The sequence below is a fragment of the Paenibacillus endophyticus genome, from assembly GCF_014192395.1.
Taxonomy (GTDB): domain Bacteria; phylum Bacillota; class Bacilli; order Paenibacillales; family Paenibacillaceae; genus Pristimantibacillus; species Pristimantibacillus endophyticus.
Map to the genome: position 1 here is coordinate 108553 of NZ_JACHXW010000007.1, position 15203 is coordinate 123755.

Here is a 15203-nt window from a genome sequence, read left to right on the forward strand (position 1 = left end):
CCTCCTGCCGCTACTGAGCGGCTGAACTCTGGCGCAGTCTCCAATAATCCTTGGAGGCCTGCTCTAATCGGGCTAACGCGTCGCCTGGGGCCGACGATTGGTTGATAAGCTCCTCAATTCCCTTTAAGAATGCTTTTTTCACTTCCGGTGACAGTAGATTATCATAGGGAACGAAGCTGCCGCGGCTTTGCTCCATAAGCGCGATGACCTTTGCGAATACCGGACCCGTGCGCGCAGGATCAAATGCAATCTTCATGGACGGAATACGCAGCGCCTCATATACAATTCTCGACTGAATTTCCTTGGTATAGATGAATCTCAGCAGCTCAAACGCGGCCGCCTGCTTCGCATCAGACAAATTGGAGGACATGCCTATGCCGAAAGTATAACCTCCGGCTATGGAGCGTAGCCCTTCCGCATGCAAGCTCGGGAACGGAATAACGCCAATCTCATTCTGAAAGTCTTTTCCTTGCTGTTCATTATGAAAGAGCGTAATATCCCAATTTCCGTTCAAATACATGGCTGCTTTCCCGCTCGTGAACATGTCGATGGCTTCCTCGGCAGAGCGGCCATTCGCTACTGTCGGAAATGCCCCCGCTTTCACCCACGCGTCAAATTGCCCATATGCCGTTTGGTATCCGCTGTTGACAAAGGTTCCACCCCGATCGCTGGCTGCAAGGTCTTCAATTAAAGCCGGTCCCGTGTGCCGATCCATCAAATATTGCAAATAGATGGCCGCAGGCCAGCGGTCCTCGTTGCCGAGCGCAAAAGGTGTATAGCCGTTCTTCTTCAGCACGCCAATCGCATGCGTGAGCTCAGCAATCGTTTCTGGTACCTTTAACGCGAGGCGGTTGAAGATGGTTTTATTATAGAATAGCGGCTCTGCGTTTCCTTCAATCGGCAGTCCATAGACGCGGTTATCCTTCGACCATAGATGCAAATCCTGAAATTGATTCGTCAAATCGTTTTGTTCCATAAAAGCCGTCATATCCATCAGACGGTCTGCACGTATGTAGGGTTCAATTTCCGCGCCGCCAAACAGTACGAACAGATCCGGCGGAGTTCCGGTGACCATCTCGTTTTTCAGCTTCTGCTCGCGGTGAATCGTCTGGTCCATACTCTCCATGTTAACCTTGACGTTGGGGTAGGCCTGCTCATAACTGCGGACGGCGTCCTCAAAAATATGAAGCATTGGCCGGTCATGCTCTTTGTTCCAGAAATGCCGAAACGTCAGCGTTATCTTCTCGGTCGGCACGTCCTCAGCTCGATTATCGCTTCCAATGGCGGCCGCGTAAACAGCGCCTGACAGCACAAGCGCGTAGAGCAGCAGCCATCCCCAGCTCATAAATCGTTTCACCTAAGCGTCCTCCTCTGGCTGCATGGTCCTGCTACGGCTTAATTTTGGGCAACCTGATCCGAATGGATGAGCCCATTCCGGGCGAAGAGCAGATCAATAGCCCGTAACGGCTGCCGAACCGGATTCGCAGCCTCTCGTGCACATTTCTCAGCCCAACGCTGCTATCCTTGTATTTCCGGTCATGCATTTCGTTTTTTTTCCATAGATTGAGCAGTGTCTTCTCGTCAAAGCCCGGCCCATTGTCGACCACGTCGATCCAGATATCTTGCCCGTTCTCTACGGCCTGGATCGTTATAGAGCCCGGGTGCTCCATCTGCTCGATCGCGTGGTACAGCGCATTCTCCACAATCGGCTGGACAATCAGCTTCTGGGTCAAATAACCGCGAAGCGAATCCGCAATCTGGATGTCGTATTCGAATTGATCCTCAAACCGGTATTTTTGAATATTCAAGTAATGCCGGACATGCTCCAGCTCCGTGTGGATCGGAATCAGCTCTTGATTCTCGCTGATGCTGATGCGGAGCAGCTTGCCTAGCGAGATGACCATTCTGCTAATATCCTTATTGCCTTGCAAGATAGCCATCGAATTAATCGATTCAAGTGAATTATATATAAAATGCGGATTGATCTGCGCTACAAGCGCCTGCATCTCTGCTTCTTTTTTATGGGCCTGCTCGGTTTCCACCTGCTGGAGCAGTTCATTGATTTGCCTGCTCATGCGGTTGAAGCCTTGAACAAGCAAGTCAGTCTCATCATCCGACTTGTCGTCATCGGGAATAGGGGTGAATATGCGCTGCTCCACTCTTTTCATGCCGTTCACCGCGCTAATGATGGTTCCAACCAGCCGAGTAACGAAGAATCGGTCGAACAATAACGCGGACAGCAGAGAAAACAACCCCAGCACGAGTGCGATGTTGCGAATCGAAAGCGATTCCGATTGCAGCAGCCGCTTGGGTGTAATGGCAACTAAATACCATTCCGGATTATGCGATGGCAGATATGTAATCAAAGCCTTCTCGCCCCGGTAGTTGTCCGTGTAATACCCTTTATTCGGCACGCTTCCCTCCGAAAGGAAAGGAAAATCAACATGTTCACCAATCGATTCGCCAGACTTGTTGAATACGACATTGCCCACTCTGTTCACCAGCAGAATATCGCCTTCCTTTAGCGTGGCCGCATCCCAGAACACCTGGTCGAGCACCTCTGGCTTAACGTAAACAACGACCGAGCCTATACGTTCAAGTGAGTAATAATCTCTTATTTCCCTCGCTTGGATCAGGACGGGCTTCCCTGCTGCTGCGGAGCCGTTCTCGCCCGGGCCCGACCATACCGGCACGCCCCCCGCCTGCATCATAGGCAGATGCCAAGGCTGCCGCTTCATATCCTTGAGCGACATCGAAGCATTGTATTGGTACACGAGCTTATCGTTGGCATAGACGATGAAGGAAGTGATCATTGGGTGGTTAATAAATAAATTATTGATTTCCTGCCTACGGTCATACGTAAAAACAGCATTAGGGCGCTTCAACGATTGCTGAAGCACCTGCTGGGTGATTGCCGCGTTCGTAACGGATGTAATCTCGTTTAACGCATATTTTAGTTTGCGGTCCGTCTCAAGCAAGGAAATACCGTAGAAGTCGCTCGACTTCTTCTCGATTACGCTCGAGAAATGGTAGTAGAAGATAGTACCCATCGCGATGACCGGGATAAACACGAGAAGAATGTTAGCCAGTAATATTTTGCGCCGCAGCTTCAACGTATTCACTCCTTTGTAATCGCTTCCTCTTACATATTCCCCGCCCATTCGACATTTACCTTTTGCTTGCGGAACATTTCGTTAGCTTTTCACAGCGCCGGAAGTAAGACCCGCTATGAACCAGCGGCTGAACATCAGAAACACAATAAGCAGCGGCAGCGTAGCCGAGAAGGTCGCCGACATGATCATGCCGTAATCCAAACCGTCGCGTGTCGTGAATAGCTGCTGCAGCGCCATTTGAATCGTAAACCTCGAGCTGTCCTTCAGCACGACAAGCGGCCAGAAGAAGTCATTCCAAACGTTCAAGAAGGTGAAAATGCCTAAAGTAGCCATGGCGGGGGTAATCACAGGGACAACCACACTCCAGAAAATCCGGAAATGGCCCGCGCCGTCGATGCGGCCAGCTTCAATCATCTCGGAATGGACGGCTGTCGAAATGTATTGGCGCATCCAGAAGATGCCGAATGCATTAACCATGGCCGGAACGATTAGCGCCTTGAACGAATCGATCCATTCCAGCTTCGCCATGATCACATACGTCGGCAATACCCCGAGCTGCTGAGGCACGAACAGCGTGCCGATTACAAAGAAAAACAGTATATTTTTGTAACGAAATTCGTACTTCGCGAATGCATAGCCTGCCAATGTGCAGAAGAAGATGACAGACAGCGTAACGACCGTAGAAACGAATAAGGAGTTGCCCAGCGCTGTGAAGAAAGAGGACAATTCCAATACCCGCTGGAAATTCACGAAAAACTGGTCCCCGACCGTCAGCAGAGGCGGGACGTGAAATACGCCGCTGCGATCGTTCGTGGCAATAACAAACATCCAATAAAAAGGAAAAACCGATACGAGAGCGCCTGCAATAAGCAACACGTAAAACAACGTTTTGCTCACAATGCCCTGCTTCTCTTCCACTGTCCCTGTTGCTCTCATGCTTTGCTCCCTCCGGTATCTCCGCCTAATCGATTCGAAACCCACATATTAATGACCGAGAAAATAATCGTAATGATAAACAGCATGACCGCTGTTGCCGCCGCCGTGCCGAAAAAGCCGTTGCGGAACGCTTCGCTGTAGAGATAAACGACCATCGTAATGCCTTCTTCGCGGGTCGAGCCCGTTCCCGATTGCCCAAGGTAGACGTAAGGCTCCGTGAAGAGCTGAAGGCCGCCGATCGTAGACATAAGCACCGTGAAAATAATAAACGGCTTAAGCAGCGGCAGCGTAATGAAGACGAGCTGCTGGCGCTTGTTCGCGCCGTCGATCTTGGCTGCTTCGTACAAGTCGGTCGGTATGCTTTGCAGTCCTGACAAATAAATGATGGCATTATAACCCGTCCACCGCCACATAATCATTGTAGCTATGGCAATCTTCACGCCCCAGAAGCCCGAGCCCCATGCGACCGGATCAAAGCCGATCAGATCCAGCAACCAATTCCCCATTCCGTTATTGCCGAAGAACGTGCTGAACACAAGTGTTACCGCTACGATTGACGTAATATTCGGCATAAAGAAAAGAATCCGAAAGCCTTTCTTAAAGCGCGTCATCGCTGAATTCAACAAGACGGCCAGCACGAGCGCGACGAGAAGCTGCGGCACCGTGCCCATTAAACCGATGAGCAGCGTATTCAAGAATGAAATCCAAAAGGTAGGGTCGCTCGTAATCAAATCGTAGTTTTTGAAGCCGACATATTTCATCGGTCCGAGCGCATCCCATTTGTAGAACGACAAATAAATAGTGAACAAAATCGGATAGAGGCCGAAAACGGCGAATAACAAGAAAAAAGGCGAGATAAATAAATAAGCCATCAGGCTGCTAAGCCTACGCTCCGTCAAAAATGGCTTACCCGTCTTCACCGCCGGACTGGCAGTTACTGGCTGCTGCATGTTGCACCTCCGAAATTTATGAGAATTAACCAAATTCGCAGGGATTACCCTGCGAATTTGACATTTCTATGCTGCGAGCAAACAGGCTACGAGCCGGATTAGCTGCGTTCTACCAGTTTTTTCGCTTTTTCGACAGCCGCATCCCATTCCTCTTGCGGATCTGCTTTTTTCTCCATAATGTTTTGCAGCGCGTCCTTGAAGAACGTATCTGTTTGGTCATGAAGAGGTCCGTAGTAGACCGGTTTAACGGAGCCAGCCGCTTTGCCGTATTCAACTGCGATCGCTTGTCCGCCGAAGAATTCATCCGTAAAGCCCGTGAATTCTGCATCTTCATAGAGAGCGGGAATCGATGGCATTAGACCTTTTGTTTTGAACGATACGAGCTGATTGGCCTTGCTGTCGAGCCAGCTGATGAACTGAAAGGCTTCCTTTGGATGCTTGCCTTCCTTTGGCAGCGACAGGAAGGAGCCGCCCCAGTTGCCTGAGCCCTCAGGGAGCTGTGTCACTTTCCATTTGCCGGAGGAATCCTTGCCGTTTCCTTTGATGTTGCCGATCATCCAAGCCGGAGCAAGCATGATACCGAAATCGCCGTTATTCGTTGCTTGGCCCCATTCTGGGGACCAAAGCGCCCAGTTGCCGATCCAGCCTTCATTAATGCCTTTTACCGTGAAGTCGAATGCCTTTCTCACCTGCGGGTTCGTGTCGCCGATGAAGGAGCCGTCCTCCTTCTTGAAGTAAATCTCACCGTCCGATTGGTCGCGAACCGAGTTGTACATCAAGTCTTTCAAGTCTACGAACGGCTTGCCTGTTTTTGCTTTGAAATCAGCGGCAACCTGCGCGAATTTGTCCCAAGTATCGATTGCTGCCGCGAATGCTGCCGGCTCTGTAGGAAGGCCTGCCGCTTCGGCCAGGTCGGTACGGTAATAAGCGACTGTCGGGCCAATATCCGTGGGAAGCCCGATCTGGAAGCTGCCGTCCTTCGAGGAGCCCTGCTGCCACTTCCAATCCAGGTAGTCGCCTTTCAACGCTTCCGCTCCCAGGTCATTCAGGTTGTGGAATTTATCCTCGGCCGTCAGGAAACGCTCCATGAAGCCTATCTCCAGCTGGAAAATATCCGGTGCGCCGGAATTCGCCGACAAAGCCGTTGTAAGATTATTATGGTGTGCGGTTTGGTCTCCCGTGTTCTGTACTTTTACTTGAATGTTAGGGTTTGCTGCGTTCCACTCTTTGACCAGATCCTCATACCCGGTATTACCGAGTGTCCAGAACGAAAGCTCGACCTTTTGGCCTGCACTGCCTTCTGCGGCTCCTTCTGTGTTTTCCTCGGTTTTATCGTTGCCAGCACAAGCTGACAAAGCAAGAACGAGCATAGCGCTAAGCAGCAGCATGACCCAACCTTTTGCGTTTTTCATCGTCTGTGTTTACCCCTCTCAAATATGTTCCTCGCTTACACCCTTACTTTAATGGAAGCAAGAGGCAATGTTGAGGTGGCAAATTTACGATTTATGGTTGAAAATACTACGGCCGGTTAAAAATAGGATATAAACATAAAGGTGGACCATACGGGTCCGCTAATCTTAAGGAGGCTATTATGCCGAATAGGCTATTGACGATACCATTTACGAAACGCAGAAGAAAAGGCTTAGCATCTTTTGCTGCCTTTGGCATAGCCGTAACTTTGCTCGTTGGCTGCGGGCAAACGAGTACGAGAAAGAGCGGAGCGGACACCGATCCGGGTGCCGCAGCGATTGCGCCAGTGAATCAGGCAGAAGCCAAGACTGCGCCAATAGAGGGAGCAAGCCAAGGGGATAATCCGTTCGCGGCTGCCGGAATCGATGATCCCGCCGCTTTTATTCGAATGTTCGAAAGCGCGCAAGCGGCCGTTGCCGCCGATGAGAAGGTTGCGGTAGCAGCACTTATTCTGCTTCCTCTTCAGGTGAACGGGGAAACGCCTTACACCGTGACGTCCAGGGACGATTTCATAGCGAAATACGATGAGATTATGACAAAACCCGTGAAAGACGCGCTCGCGGCGCAGAAGGTCGATGAACTTTTCGTTCGCGATCAGGGCGTTATGGTCGGTATCGGCGAGCTGTGGTTCGGAGCATCCGCCGAGGTGCCCCAAGCCTACGGCATGATTGCAGTTAATCCGATACCGATAGACCGCAAGACATAGAAGTGAGCTTTACGTGGTAAAAAGGAGCATCCGGGCCTAGGTGGCTAGTCTGGACTTGCATTCAGAAACACTAAAAACCTCCGGTCACCGCTAGGCGGCAGATCGGAGGTTTTTGGATGTGGACTTCAATATTTCTCTAGAACTCCAGCCAAAACATAAAACTAGTACTGAACGGATAACCGCGCTACGAGCTGGCAAGCGCATTGCGAAAGGCTAAAATATATTTCGCTTGGTCGAGCGGGTTGACGCCTCGGCGAACCCGCTCCGCCTTGACATCCGGCGGGCACTCTCTGTAGCCGGCAAAAAAGGTCGACAAGGCACCTCTTCCTTTCGTAAGCGAACCGAACCTTGCAGGGAACTCCAGTGAGGTAGCTACCGGCATTATGCCTTCGAGCTCCATTCGCTCCTGCCTCACAACAGGTGTGCCGAACTCTCCCCGCATTTGAATCAACTCATTCATCAGCTTGCCTCCCGTCTCCTCCGGCACGGAGATTCGGAATGAAAGCATGGGCTCCAGCAATTTCACCCCTGTATGGGCTAATCCATCCATAATGCCCATGGGCGTCGCCAAAGCAAAATCAAGCGGATGCGTATGCCAGACATGATGCTCGCCTTCTATTAGCGTCACTTTCACATCCGTAACTTCCCAGCCAAAGAGGCCTTGCTGCAGCGCTTCAGGCACGCTCCGCGCCACCTCGTTCTGGTACCGCTCCAGCAGCCGTTCCGGCCGCACGACCGAGCTATAGACAAGCCCGCTGCCGCGCTCGCCCGGTTCGATTCGGAACCGCATTATCGCCCAGCACGGCTTCGGCATCGTATAGGCAATGAAGCCTTCTCCCGACTCGGCTGGCGTCTCTTTATAGATAACGGATGGTTGGCTGAATTCGACCTTTAAGCCATATCTGTCGTGAAGCACATGCGTCAGCACTTCAATCTGAATCGGCCCCATCACCTTCAGGTGCAGCTCCCGCTGCTCCTGAAGCCACTGCAGATCGAGCAAAGGATCCTCATCGGCTAGCTCCTGCAGGGCGGCAACGACTGACGGGTATTCGGCCTCGCTGCCGAATCGCACTTGAACGGTGAGCAGCGGCACTGCAAGCCGCGTCTCACCGGGAACATAGTCCGCGCAGCCGACAATATCGCCGATCCGCGCTTGGTTCCATCCGCAGACAGCAGCGATATCGCCTGCGGCCAGCAGACCGACATCCTCTGCCTTCTGGCCATCGATTTTGCGGATTTGAGTAATCTTCTCCTCTATCTGCTGTGTCACATTCCTCACAGAATCACGATTGCGAATGATACCGCTATATAAGCGTACGTAGGCAATCCTTCCCATCGCTTGATCACGCTCAATCCGGAATACCACGCCGGATACCGGGCCATCCGGTACAGCCAACGGCCCTGGCAGCAGCGCTGCCATCGCCTGCATCAACGGCTCAATGCCAATGCCTTTATTCGATGCGCCGAATAAAACGGGAAATAGCTCACCGCTGTGTGTAAGCTCTGGCAGCCTTCGCGCCAGCTCCTCTCGCGGCAGATTTCCATGATCCAAATAGTGAAGCAGCAGCGCTTCCTCGCTTTCGGCCACCGATTCCTCGAGCAGCTGCAAATAGCCCTGTGCCTCTTCCGTATCTTCACCTGCTATATCCAGCACGCTCATTGAGCCAGTAAAACTGTCCTCCGTGCCGAGCGGAGCTTGAATAGGCGCCGCCTGAGACGATAGCAGCCTTCTCACTTGCTTCAATGTTCGCTCGGCATCTGCACCGATCCTGTCCATTTTGTTCACATAGATGAGCGTTGGAATATTGCGTTCCCTTAGCGCATGCCAAATAACCTCCGTTTGCGCCTGCACGCCCTCTACTGCTGAAAGAATAAGAACCGCTCCGTCCATCACTCGCAAAGACCGTTCAACTTCAGACAGGAAATCGACATGCCCTGGCGTATCCACTAGGTTCACGGTCATCCCTTCCCAGTTAAAGCGCGTCGCCGCAGCGCGTACCGATATGCCTCTCGTGCGCTCCACCTCCAGAAAATCGGTTTGCGCCGTGCCTGCATCCACGCTGCCAAGCGACCGAATACGTCCGCTGCGGAATAAGATCTGCTCCGTCGTTGTCGTTTTCCCCGCGTCAACATGAGCGAAGATCCCAATGTTTCTTATATATTGTTGTGCAATAGACTCCATCTCGCATATCTCCCTCGAAACGCTCATTCTTTCCTTATCGTAACGTTGAAAGCGCATTACAGCAAGCAGCTGCTGTCGTTGCATGACATGCCTAATAGAAAAGGGATGCCCTAGAAGCATGATAGCCTCCTGAGCATCCCTTGCATATAAGGTCTATCCGTGCACAACTGGCGCTATGTCCTTCTGCTCCCGCTTGACCAGCGCATGCTTCTCCCACGCCCTGCTGCGCCAGCGGAAAAACATGATGAACGCACGCAGCCACTCATCTGCAGCAATAGCCAGCCAAATGCCAGCCAAGCCCAAATCAAGCTGGAAAATAAAGAAATACCCGAGCGGCAAGCTCATGGCGACCATCGAGAACATGCCTACCCATAGCGGGTATTTCGCGTCTCCCGCCGCGCGCAGCGAATTGACAAGCACAATGTTGATCGTACGTCCCGTCTCAAGCACGATGCTCAGAAGCAGAACGCTTACGCCAAGGCGGATAATTTCCTCATCGTCCGTAAACATTCGCATGAGCGGCTCGCGGAACGCGATTACGAGCAGCACCGCGAATAAGGTGACGCCGCTTGCCCAGCGCACGCTTTTCCACACCCGGTGATACGCAGTCGACGGTTCGCCCGCCCCGACCAGCCTGCCGACAATAATGGAGGTTCCCATGCCAATCGCGAATGCGAACAAATACGTAAACATCGAGATGTTATTCGCATAGTTTTTGGCTGCCAAGGAGGCTGCTCCAAGGTATGTTGCATAAAACAAAAACACGATTTGGCATGTTTGGTACATCACCTGCTCCAGCGCAGACGGAATGCCGATTTTTAATATTTTGGATATATATTCCTTGGACATATTGAAGTAGTAATGCAGCTCCACCCGGACCGACATAATCCGATACAGCATCCAGAAAAATACCGCAAGCGCCAAACCGCGACTGATGACGGACGATAGCGCCGCGCCTTGCACGCCCATCTCTGGAAAGCCGAAGTTCCCGAATATGAGCAAATAGTTGCCGATAATATGGATGATATTCATCCCCAGCGATACGTACATCGCTTCCTTCGTAAAGCCGTGAACGCGAATAATCGCCGCAACCGAGTTGATAATCGCCTGCAGGAAAATCATGCCGCCAACGATGGATAGATAACTCTTCGCATGAACGAGAATTTCGCCCTGCAAATTCAACGTTTGGAGCAAATGCCCGCCAAACAGCACAAAAGTTAAACTGATCAGCAGCCCTACCGCTAAATTAAGCGTGACGGCAAGCGCTGATATTTTGGCCGCTTCGATAAACTTGCGTGAACCGATATATTGCGCAACTACGATGGATGCCCCGTTGCCGATGACTTCCAGCAGTAAGATAGCGATATGCAAATATTGATTGGCCGCTCCCACTCCGGATACCGCATTATCCGAGATCGCGCTCAGCATAAGCGTATCCGCGATGCCCATGAGCATAAATAAAAAGATTTCTAAAAATATGGGCCATGTCAGAAAAAATAAATTAATATTTTTCGGATCCTGCTGCCCTTGACCGTTACCGGCTTCTGCCGCTGCCATGATGTCACCTTCTTCTAATAGGAAAAGTAAAGCACAGGTATCGTAGCATATCAGAAGGGCTATTGCACGCAAGAATTGTGATTTTACGCGAATAAAATGTTGGTAGTTTCAATGTAAACGCATACGTGGATTTTTCGCCAAATTCTATCAAGCGTAAACGGCTATCTCCGTCCGTTGGCGGCGTAACCTATCGTTTCGTGGATGAAAGATCAACATAGGGATAAGAGTCAAACTTATACTTTCCTATCTATAAAAAAAGACTACCCCAAAGCCGCCTAAGCAGCCTCGAAACAGTCTTCCTCTTTATAATTTAAAATGATAGATATCATTATTGCTCTTCAGACTCTTCTTCGGCTGCTTCTTCCTCAGCCGCTTCTTCCTCTTCTTCCTCTGCAGCGTCTTCCTCTACCGCAGCGGCAGCTTCTTCCGCTTCCTCTTCTTCCAATTCAGCTTCAACAGCTTCTACTGCCTCTTCCGCTGGAGCCTCTTCCGAAATCAGTTCCGCGGTTTCTTCCACGCCTTCTTGAACTACTTCCTCCTCTTGGCTCATGTTATCACCTCCTGCCTCTTATTACCTTAATAATAGCGCTTTCATAGAACTATACAAGGGGTGTAAAATGTCGTTTCATAAGAAGTATTTCCGCTTTTTGTAACGTTCGATTTCTTTCGCGTATTTCCGACGAATCTCCCCCGCCACAGGTCTAGGACTGCGTTCGGACCTGCGGCGGTTTTTCATTGCTTCCGTACTAGATAAGATAAATGACGACTAGTAAACGCGTCTTCGAGACGCATGAAACCGCATACCAACATATTCTTCAGGGGGCTATACCGATGTACTCATCGCTCATTCATTTAGAGCTAGGCGCTTTAATGCTATTCGTTGTTTTTTCACTCATTACAGCTGGCAAAGCAGCCAAGCTTATTTACAGCAAAACAGAAAAGCAGCTTAACATAAAGACCCGCAAGCTCGTATTCTGGTCCGTATGCTTAAGCTTGCTTGCTTCCGTCATCACCGGAGCAGATGCCGTGCTTGCGGCTACGGCACACCCGCTGTTTTGGCTGGATCGGCTGTTTGTACGAACACCGCTTGCCGTCATGCCTGTTCTCCTGATCTGGTTTTACTCTATCCCCAGGCTTCGCAAGCTCCTGCATCGAACGAACGGACGGACAGAGCTTGCGCCAGACGTCGCACGCAGGCGTCAGGCTTCCGATCCTGCTTTCATCGTCCCGTTTCAGCTATCGGCCTTATGCTCGACCGCTTTGTTTTATTTCGCATTCGTACCGCCTATTCCGTTCCAATGGACGGCCATAACGATTCCAATCACTACGCTCCTCTTTTTTGCCTGCTTGCTGTGGATGCTGCAAACCCGGCGTAATCAACTGGCCGCAGAAGCACCGCTCGTCTATCGCCCATGGAGGCGCAGACTGACGCATAGCGGCGTGCTGCTAGCCCTATTGGCAGTAGGCAGCATTCCATTCCTAACCGCTTTGGAGAGCAGCAAGCTGCCCGAGAGGCTCAGCATGATGACAGGCAAAGCCGACTACGGCATCGCTCATGCTCCTTCGAACGGTATTGCATTGGCTGGACATCACCATGCAGCTGTCAGCAACCAGCCAAGCACGGAAACAGCGCCCGTCTCGGTAAAGGAACTGACCGGGCCGCTCACAGGAGAGCCGGACCGCCGTTTCGCGCTTACCGCCGAGCACAAGAGCGTTACGCTGGATTCTGGCGAGCAAATCGAAGCATGGACCTATAACGGCCAAATGCCCGGCCCCGAGCTTCGGATGAGGAAAGGCGAGCTTGTGGAGGTTATCCTTCACAACAAGGACATTGAAGATGGCGTTACCCTGCACTGGCACGGCCTTGACGTGCCGAACGCAGAGGACGGGGTTGCCGGCGCAACGCAGGATGCCGTCATGGCCGGCGAAACTTATACTTACCGTTTCATAGCCGAGCAGGCAGGCACCTTCTGGTATCATTCACATCAAAACTCCAAAACCGCTGTTCAAAAAGGCTTATTCGGCGCACTCATCGTAGAGCCGCCCGATGCTTCTGCCGATCAATTCGAGGACATCACCGTGATCACGCACATATGGGAAGGTGCTGGCATGTCCATTGGAGACAAAAGGGGCATCCAGCCAAAAAAGATTGCACCAGGCACGACCGTCAAGCTTCGGCTTATCCATACCGATGACTGGGTTCGCCAATCCTATGTTTTGACGGGTGCTTCCTTTAAGGTTACCGCCATAGACGGAACCGACCTGACCGGACCAAGCGAGCTGCATGACCAGAGCCTTGAGCTCCTTACCGGCGGCAGGTACGATATCACCTTTATCATGCCGGATTCTCCTGTCTTTCTGCGGGTTGGAAACGGCAATTCCTTGGGCATACTGATGAGTAAAGATGGCAACGGAGAAGCACCGATTCGCCGCAAGACTACAACCTTTGACCCGACGCATTACGGTACTGCGGCAACAACGGCCCCTTTTGACCTGAACAGCAAATTCGATCGCGAGTTTAAGATGGTGCTGGATAACCGGTTTGCCTTCTTCAACGGCGGCTTCGCCGCTTACGATACGATTAATGGAGAGGTTTTCCCGAATACGCCGATGTTTATCGTCAAGGAAGGCGATCTCGTAAAAACAACCATCGTGAATCGCAGCTCCGTCGAGCATCCCATGCATCTGCACGGCCATCATATGCTCGTGCTCTCGCGCAACAACGAGCCCGTTACGGGCAGCCTTTGGTGGTCCGATACGCTGGATGTCGCACCTGGAGACTCCTATGAGGTCGCGTTCCGCGCAGACAATCCCGGCATCTGGATGGACCATTGCCATAACTTAGTGCACGCCGCTGCCGGCATGACCATGCATCTCATGTACGAAGGCGTCGTATCACCCTATGAGGTGGGAACGGCGACGCCTAATCACCCGGAGTAATCGATACTGGACTTTAGTCTAGTTCGTAATTTTACCTTCAGCAGGAGGACAGCCGTTTTTGATCTATGCTATGCTGAGGACAGCTAATAAAACGTGGATTGGGGTGCTATTGAACAATGAATGTTAATGTAAGAACAATCAGCGGGTTTGTCCTGCTTCTGCTCGGCGCTTGCCTGTTTCTCAACCAAGGCGAAACCTTCGGACCTGGCAAAATATTTGCCTACTTCTGGCCATCGCTATTCGTTATCCCGCTCGGTCTCTTCTTTCACTGGATGTACTTTTCCATGGTTGGAAGAAAAGGCGTCGGCCTTCTGATCCCCGGCGGCATACTATTTGTCGCAGGCGTTATTTGCCAAATTGCCATGTTATTCAATAACTGGGTTTACATGTGGCCGGGCTTTATCCTTGCCGTTGCAGTCGGCCTATTCGAATTTTACTGGTTCGGCAACCGCAACAAATGGCTGCTCATCCCCATCAACATTCTGAGCGTGCTGTCGCTTCTCTTCTTCGCGGTATTCTCGATTGGCTCCTTCTATAATAAGTTTGTACTCAGCCAGCCGATTATCGCCATCGTATTTATTCTTGCCGGCGCCATGATCCTTCTTATGAAGCGGAAAGACGCTTAACCACTTCCTACGGCTATGTGGTATAATCACAAGCATCGCAACAGCTGCTTCGCAAACCTAAGCCCATGCTTACGAAGTGGTTTGCTTCGCAAACCTAAGCCCATGCTTACGAAGTGGTTTGCTTCGCAAACCTTTAGGAGGAATTAAATGCTTTCTTTTGAACAAAAGCTCGCTATTATTGAAGCATTTCCTGAATTGGAACGGAAGGACGTCTCTCTCGGACGTACCAACTTCCACTACGAGGAGAGCGCCCATGAGAAAAAATCGGTCGTGCACCATCTGCATCCGAACGGAAACGGCTATGTCTTCGCCGGACTAGTGCCTGGCGTAGCGACGGATGACAAGGGACTTGTCAATATTCGCGACTTCACGGAGGAGGAGCTTCGCGCGATTATCGAGAAATCGATCAGCTCGCTTGCTATCGCACCCCCGGAGAAGCCGGAATCCAAAAAGAAGAAAAAGAAAAAACCACCGCTGGAGCAGAAATGGATTGGCCCGGACGATGCGGTGCTCACTTTGCTTTTTGAAGAAGACCTGTGGTATTTGTATGCGGATCTCAATCTGGAATCAGCTTTTGAAACCTATGAGGAAGCAGAGCAATACTTGGAAGAAGAGCAGTTCACTCGCGCTTAGCTTCTATACGATTTTTATTGAACGGAGAAACAGAACCCCTGTTTCTCTGTTTTTTTATGTGGAACATTACTTATTCCAACAAATATTTTA

General features: G+C 51.2%; 12 protein-coding genes. 4 read left to right on the top strand and 8 right to left on the bottom strand.

Going from position 1 to position 15203, the window contains the following annotated elements; translation table 11 throughout:
• Positions 1-10 precede the first annotated feature (10 nt).
• The 5 genes from FHS16_RS13585 to FHS16_RS13605 all read right to left on the bottom strand — a co-directional run bounded on the left by FHS16_RS13585 (position 11) and on the right by FHS16_RS13605 (position 6411).
• Entirely contained in the window at positions 11-1357 is a 1347-nt protein-coding gene (locus FHS16_RS13585) for an ABC transporter substrate-binding protein (protein ID WP_183562911.1), read from the bottom strand.
• Positions 1358-1388: 31 nt separating this feature from the next.
• Positions 1389-3113 carry a cache domain-containing sensor histidine kinase gene (locus FHS16_RS13590; protein ID WP_183563513.1) on the bottom strand — a complete coding sequence of 575 codons (1725 nt, stop codon included), beginning with the start codon at positions 3111-3113 and terminating at the stop codon, positions 1389-1391.
• 81 nt (positions 3114-3194) lie between these two features.
• The gene (locus FHS16_RS13595; RefSeq protein WP_183562914.1) at positions 3195-4049 is read right to left on the bottom strand and encodes a carbohydrate ABC transporter permease; all 855 of its coding nucleotides are present in this window, start codon (positions 4047-4049) and stop codon (positions 3195-3197) included.
• Positions 4046-4999, bottom strand: coding sequence for a carbohydrate ABC transporter permease (locus tag FHS16_RS13600; RefSeq protein WP_183562917.1), 954 nt, complete (start codon positions 4997-4999; stop codon positions 4046-4048). The genes FHS16_RS13595 and FHS16_RS13600 overlap by 4 nt, the downstream gene beginning before the upstream one ends.
• Positions 5000-5097: 98 nt before the next feature.
• Positions 5098-6411, bottom strand: a complete 1314-nt coding sequence (locus FHS16_RS13605; protein WP_183562920.1) for an ABC transporter substrate-binding protein — start codon at positions 6409-6411, stop codon at positions 5098-5100.
• A 179-nt stretch (positions 6412-6590) separates the two neighbouring features.
• Between FHS16_RS13605 and FHS16_RS13610 the strand changes: the two genes are divergently transcribed.
• On the top strand, positions 6591-7175 hold the full coding sequence (locus FHS16_RS13610) for a hypothetical protein (RefSeq protein WP_183562923.1): 585 nt from the start codon (positions 6591-6593) through the stop codon (positions 7173-7175).
• 184 nt (positions 7176-7359) lie between these two features.
• On the opposite strand, the gene FHS16_RS13615 is transcribed toward FHS16_RS13610, so the two are convergent.
• The 3 genes from FHS16_RS13615 to FHS16_RS13625 all read right to left on the bottom strand — a co-directional run bounded on the left by FHS16_RS13615 (position 7360) and on the right by FHS16_RS13625 (position 11464).
• Positions 7360-9357 carry an elongation factor G gene (locus FHS16_RS13615; RefSeq protein WP_183562926.1) on the bottom strand — a complete coding sequence of 666 codons (1998 nt, stop codon included), beginning with the start codon at positions 9355-9357 and terminating at the stop codon, positions 7360-7362.
• Between the two features lie 153 nt (positions 9358-9510).
• Positions 9511-10914 carry an MATE family efflux transporter gene (locus FHS16_RS13620; protein WP_183562929.1) on the bottom strand — a complete coding sequence of 468 codons (1404 nt, stop codon included), beginning with the start codon at positions 10912-10914 and terminating at the stop codon, positions 9511-9513.
• A 328-nt stretch (positions 10915-11242) separates the two neighbouring features.
• Positions 11243-11464, bottom strand: a complete 222-nt coding sequence (locus FHS16_RS13625) for a hypothetical protein (protein ID WP_183562932.1) — start codon at positions 11462-11464, stop codon at positions 11243-11245.
• A gap of 281 nt (positions 11465-11745) precedes the next feature.
• Between FHS16_RS13625 and FHS16_RS13630 the strand changes: the two genes are divergently transcribed.
• From FHS16_RS13630 to FHS16_RS13640, 3 genes are all read left to right on the top strand, one after another.
• Positions 11746-13854: a multicopper oxidase family protein gene (locus FHS16_RS13630; protein ID WP_183562935.1), complete on the top strand. Its 2109-nt coding sequence runs from the start codon at positions 11746-11748 to the stop codon at positions 13852-13854.
• Positions 13855-13970: 116 nt separating this feature from the next.
• Positions 13971-14480: a hypothetical protein gene (locus tag FHS16_RS13635; RefSeq protein ID WP_183562938.1), complete on the top strand. Its 510-nt coding sequence runs from the start codon at positions 13971-13973 to the stop codon at positions 14478-14480.
• A gap of 147 nt (positions 14481-14627) precedes the next feature.
• Positions 14628-15113, top strand: a complete 486-nt coding sequence (locus FHS16_RS13640) for a hypothetical protein (protein ID WP_183562941.1) — start codon at positions 14628-14630, stop codon at positions 15111-15113.
• The last annotated feature ends 90 nt before the right edge of the window (positions 15114-15203 follow it).

Coding starts and splice junctions, on each gene's coding strand:
- FHS16_RS13625 (WP_183562932.1), bottom strand. CDS start 11,464: ATGAGCCAAGAGGAGGAAGTAGTTCAAGAAGGCGTGGAAGAAACCGCG.
- FHS16_RS13635 (WP_183562938.1), top strand. CDS start 13,971: ATGAATGTTAATGTAAGAACAATCAGCGGGTTTGTCCTGCTTCTGCTC.
- FHS16_RS13620 (WP_183562929.1), bottom strand. CDS start 10,914: ATGGCAGCGGCAGAAGCCGGTAACGGTCAAGGGCAGCAGGATCCGAAA.
- FHS16_RS13640 (WP_183562941.1), top strand. CDS start 14,628: ATGCTTTCTTTTGAACAAAAGCTCGCTATTATTGAAGCATTTCCTGAA.
- FHS16_RS13615 (WP_183562926.1), bottom strand. CDS start 9,357: ATGGAGTCTATTGCACAACAATATATAAGAAACATTGGGATCTTCGCT.
- FHS16_RS13630 (WP_183562935.1), top strand. CDS start 11,746: ATGTACTCATCGCTCATTCATTTAGAGCTAGGCGCTTTAATGCTATTC.
- FHS16_RS13605 (WP_183562920.1), bottom strand. CDS start 6,411: ATGAAAAACGCAAAAGGTTGGGTCATGCTGCTGCTTAGCGCTATGCTC.
- FHS16_RS13600 (WP_183562917.1), bottom strand. CDS start 4,999: ATGCAGCAGCCAGTAACTGCCAGTCCGGCGGTGAAGACGGGTAAGCCA.
- FHS16_RS13595 (WP_183562914.1), bottom strand. CDS start 4,049: ATGAGAGCAACAGGGACAGTGGAAGAGAAGCAGGGCATTGTGAGCAAA.
- FHS16_RS13610 (WP_183562923.1), top strand. CDS start 6,591: ATGCCGAATAGGCTATTGACGATACCATTTACGAAACGCAGAAGAAAA.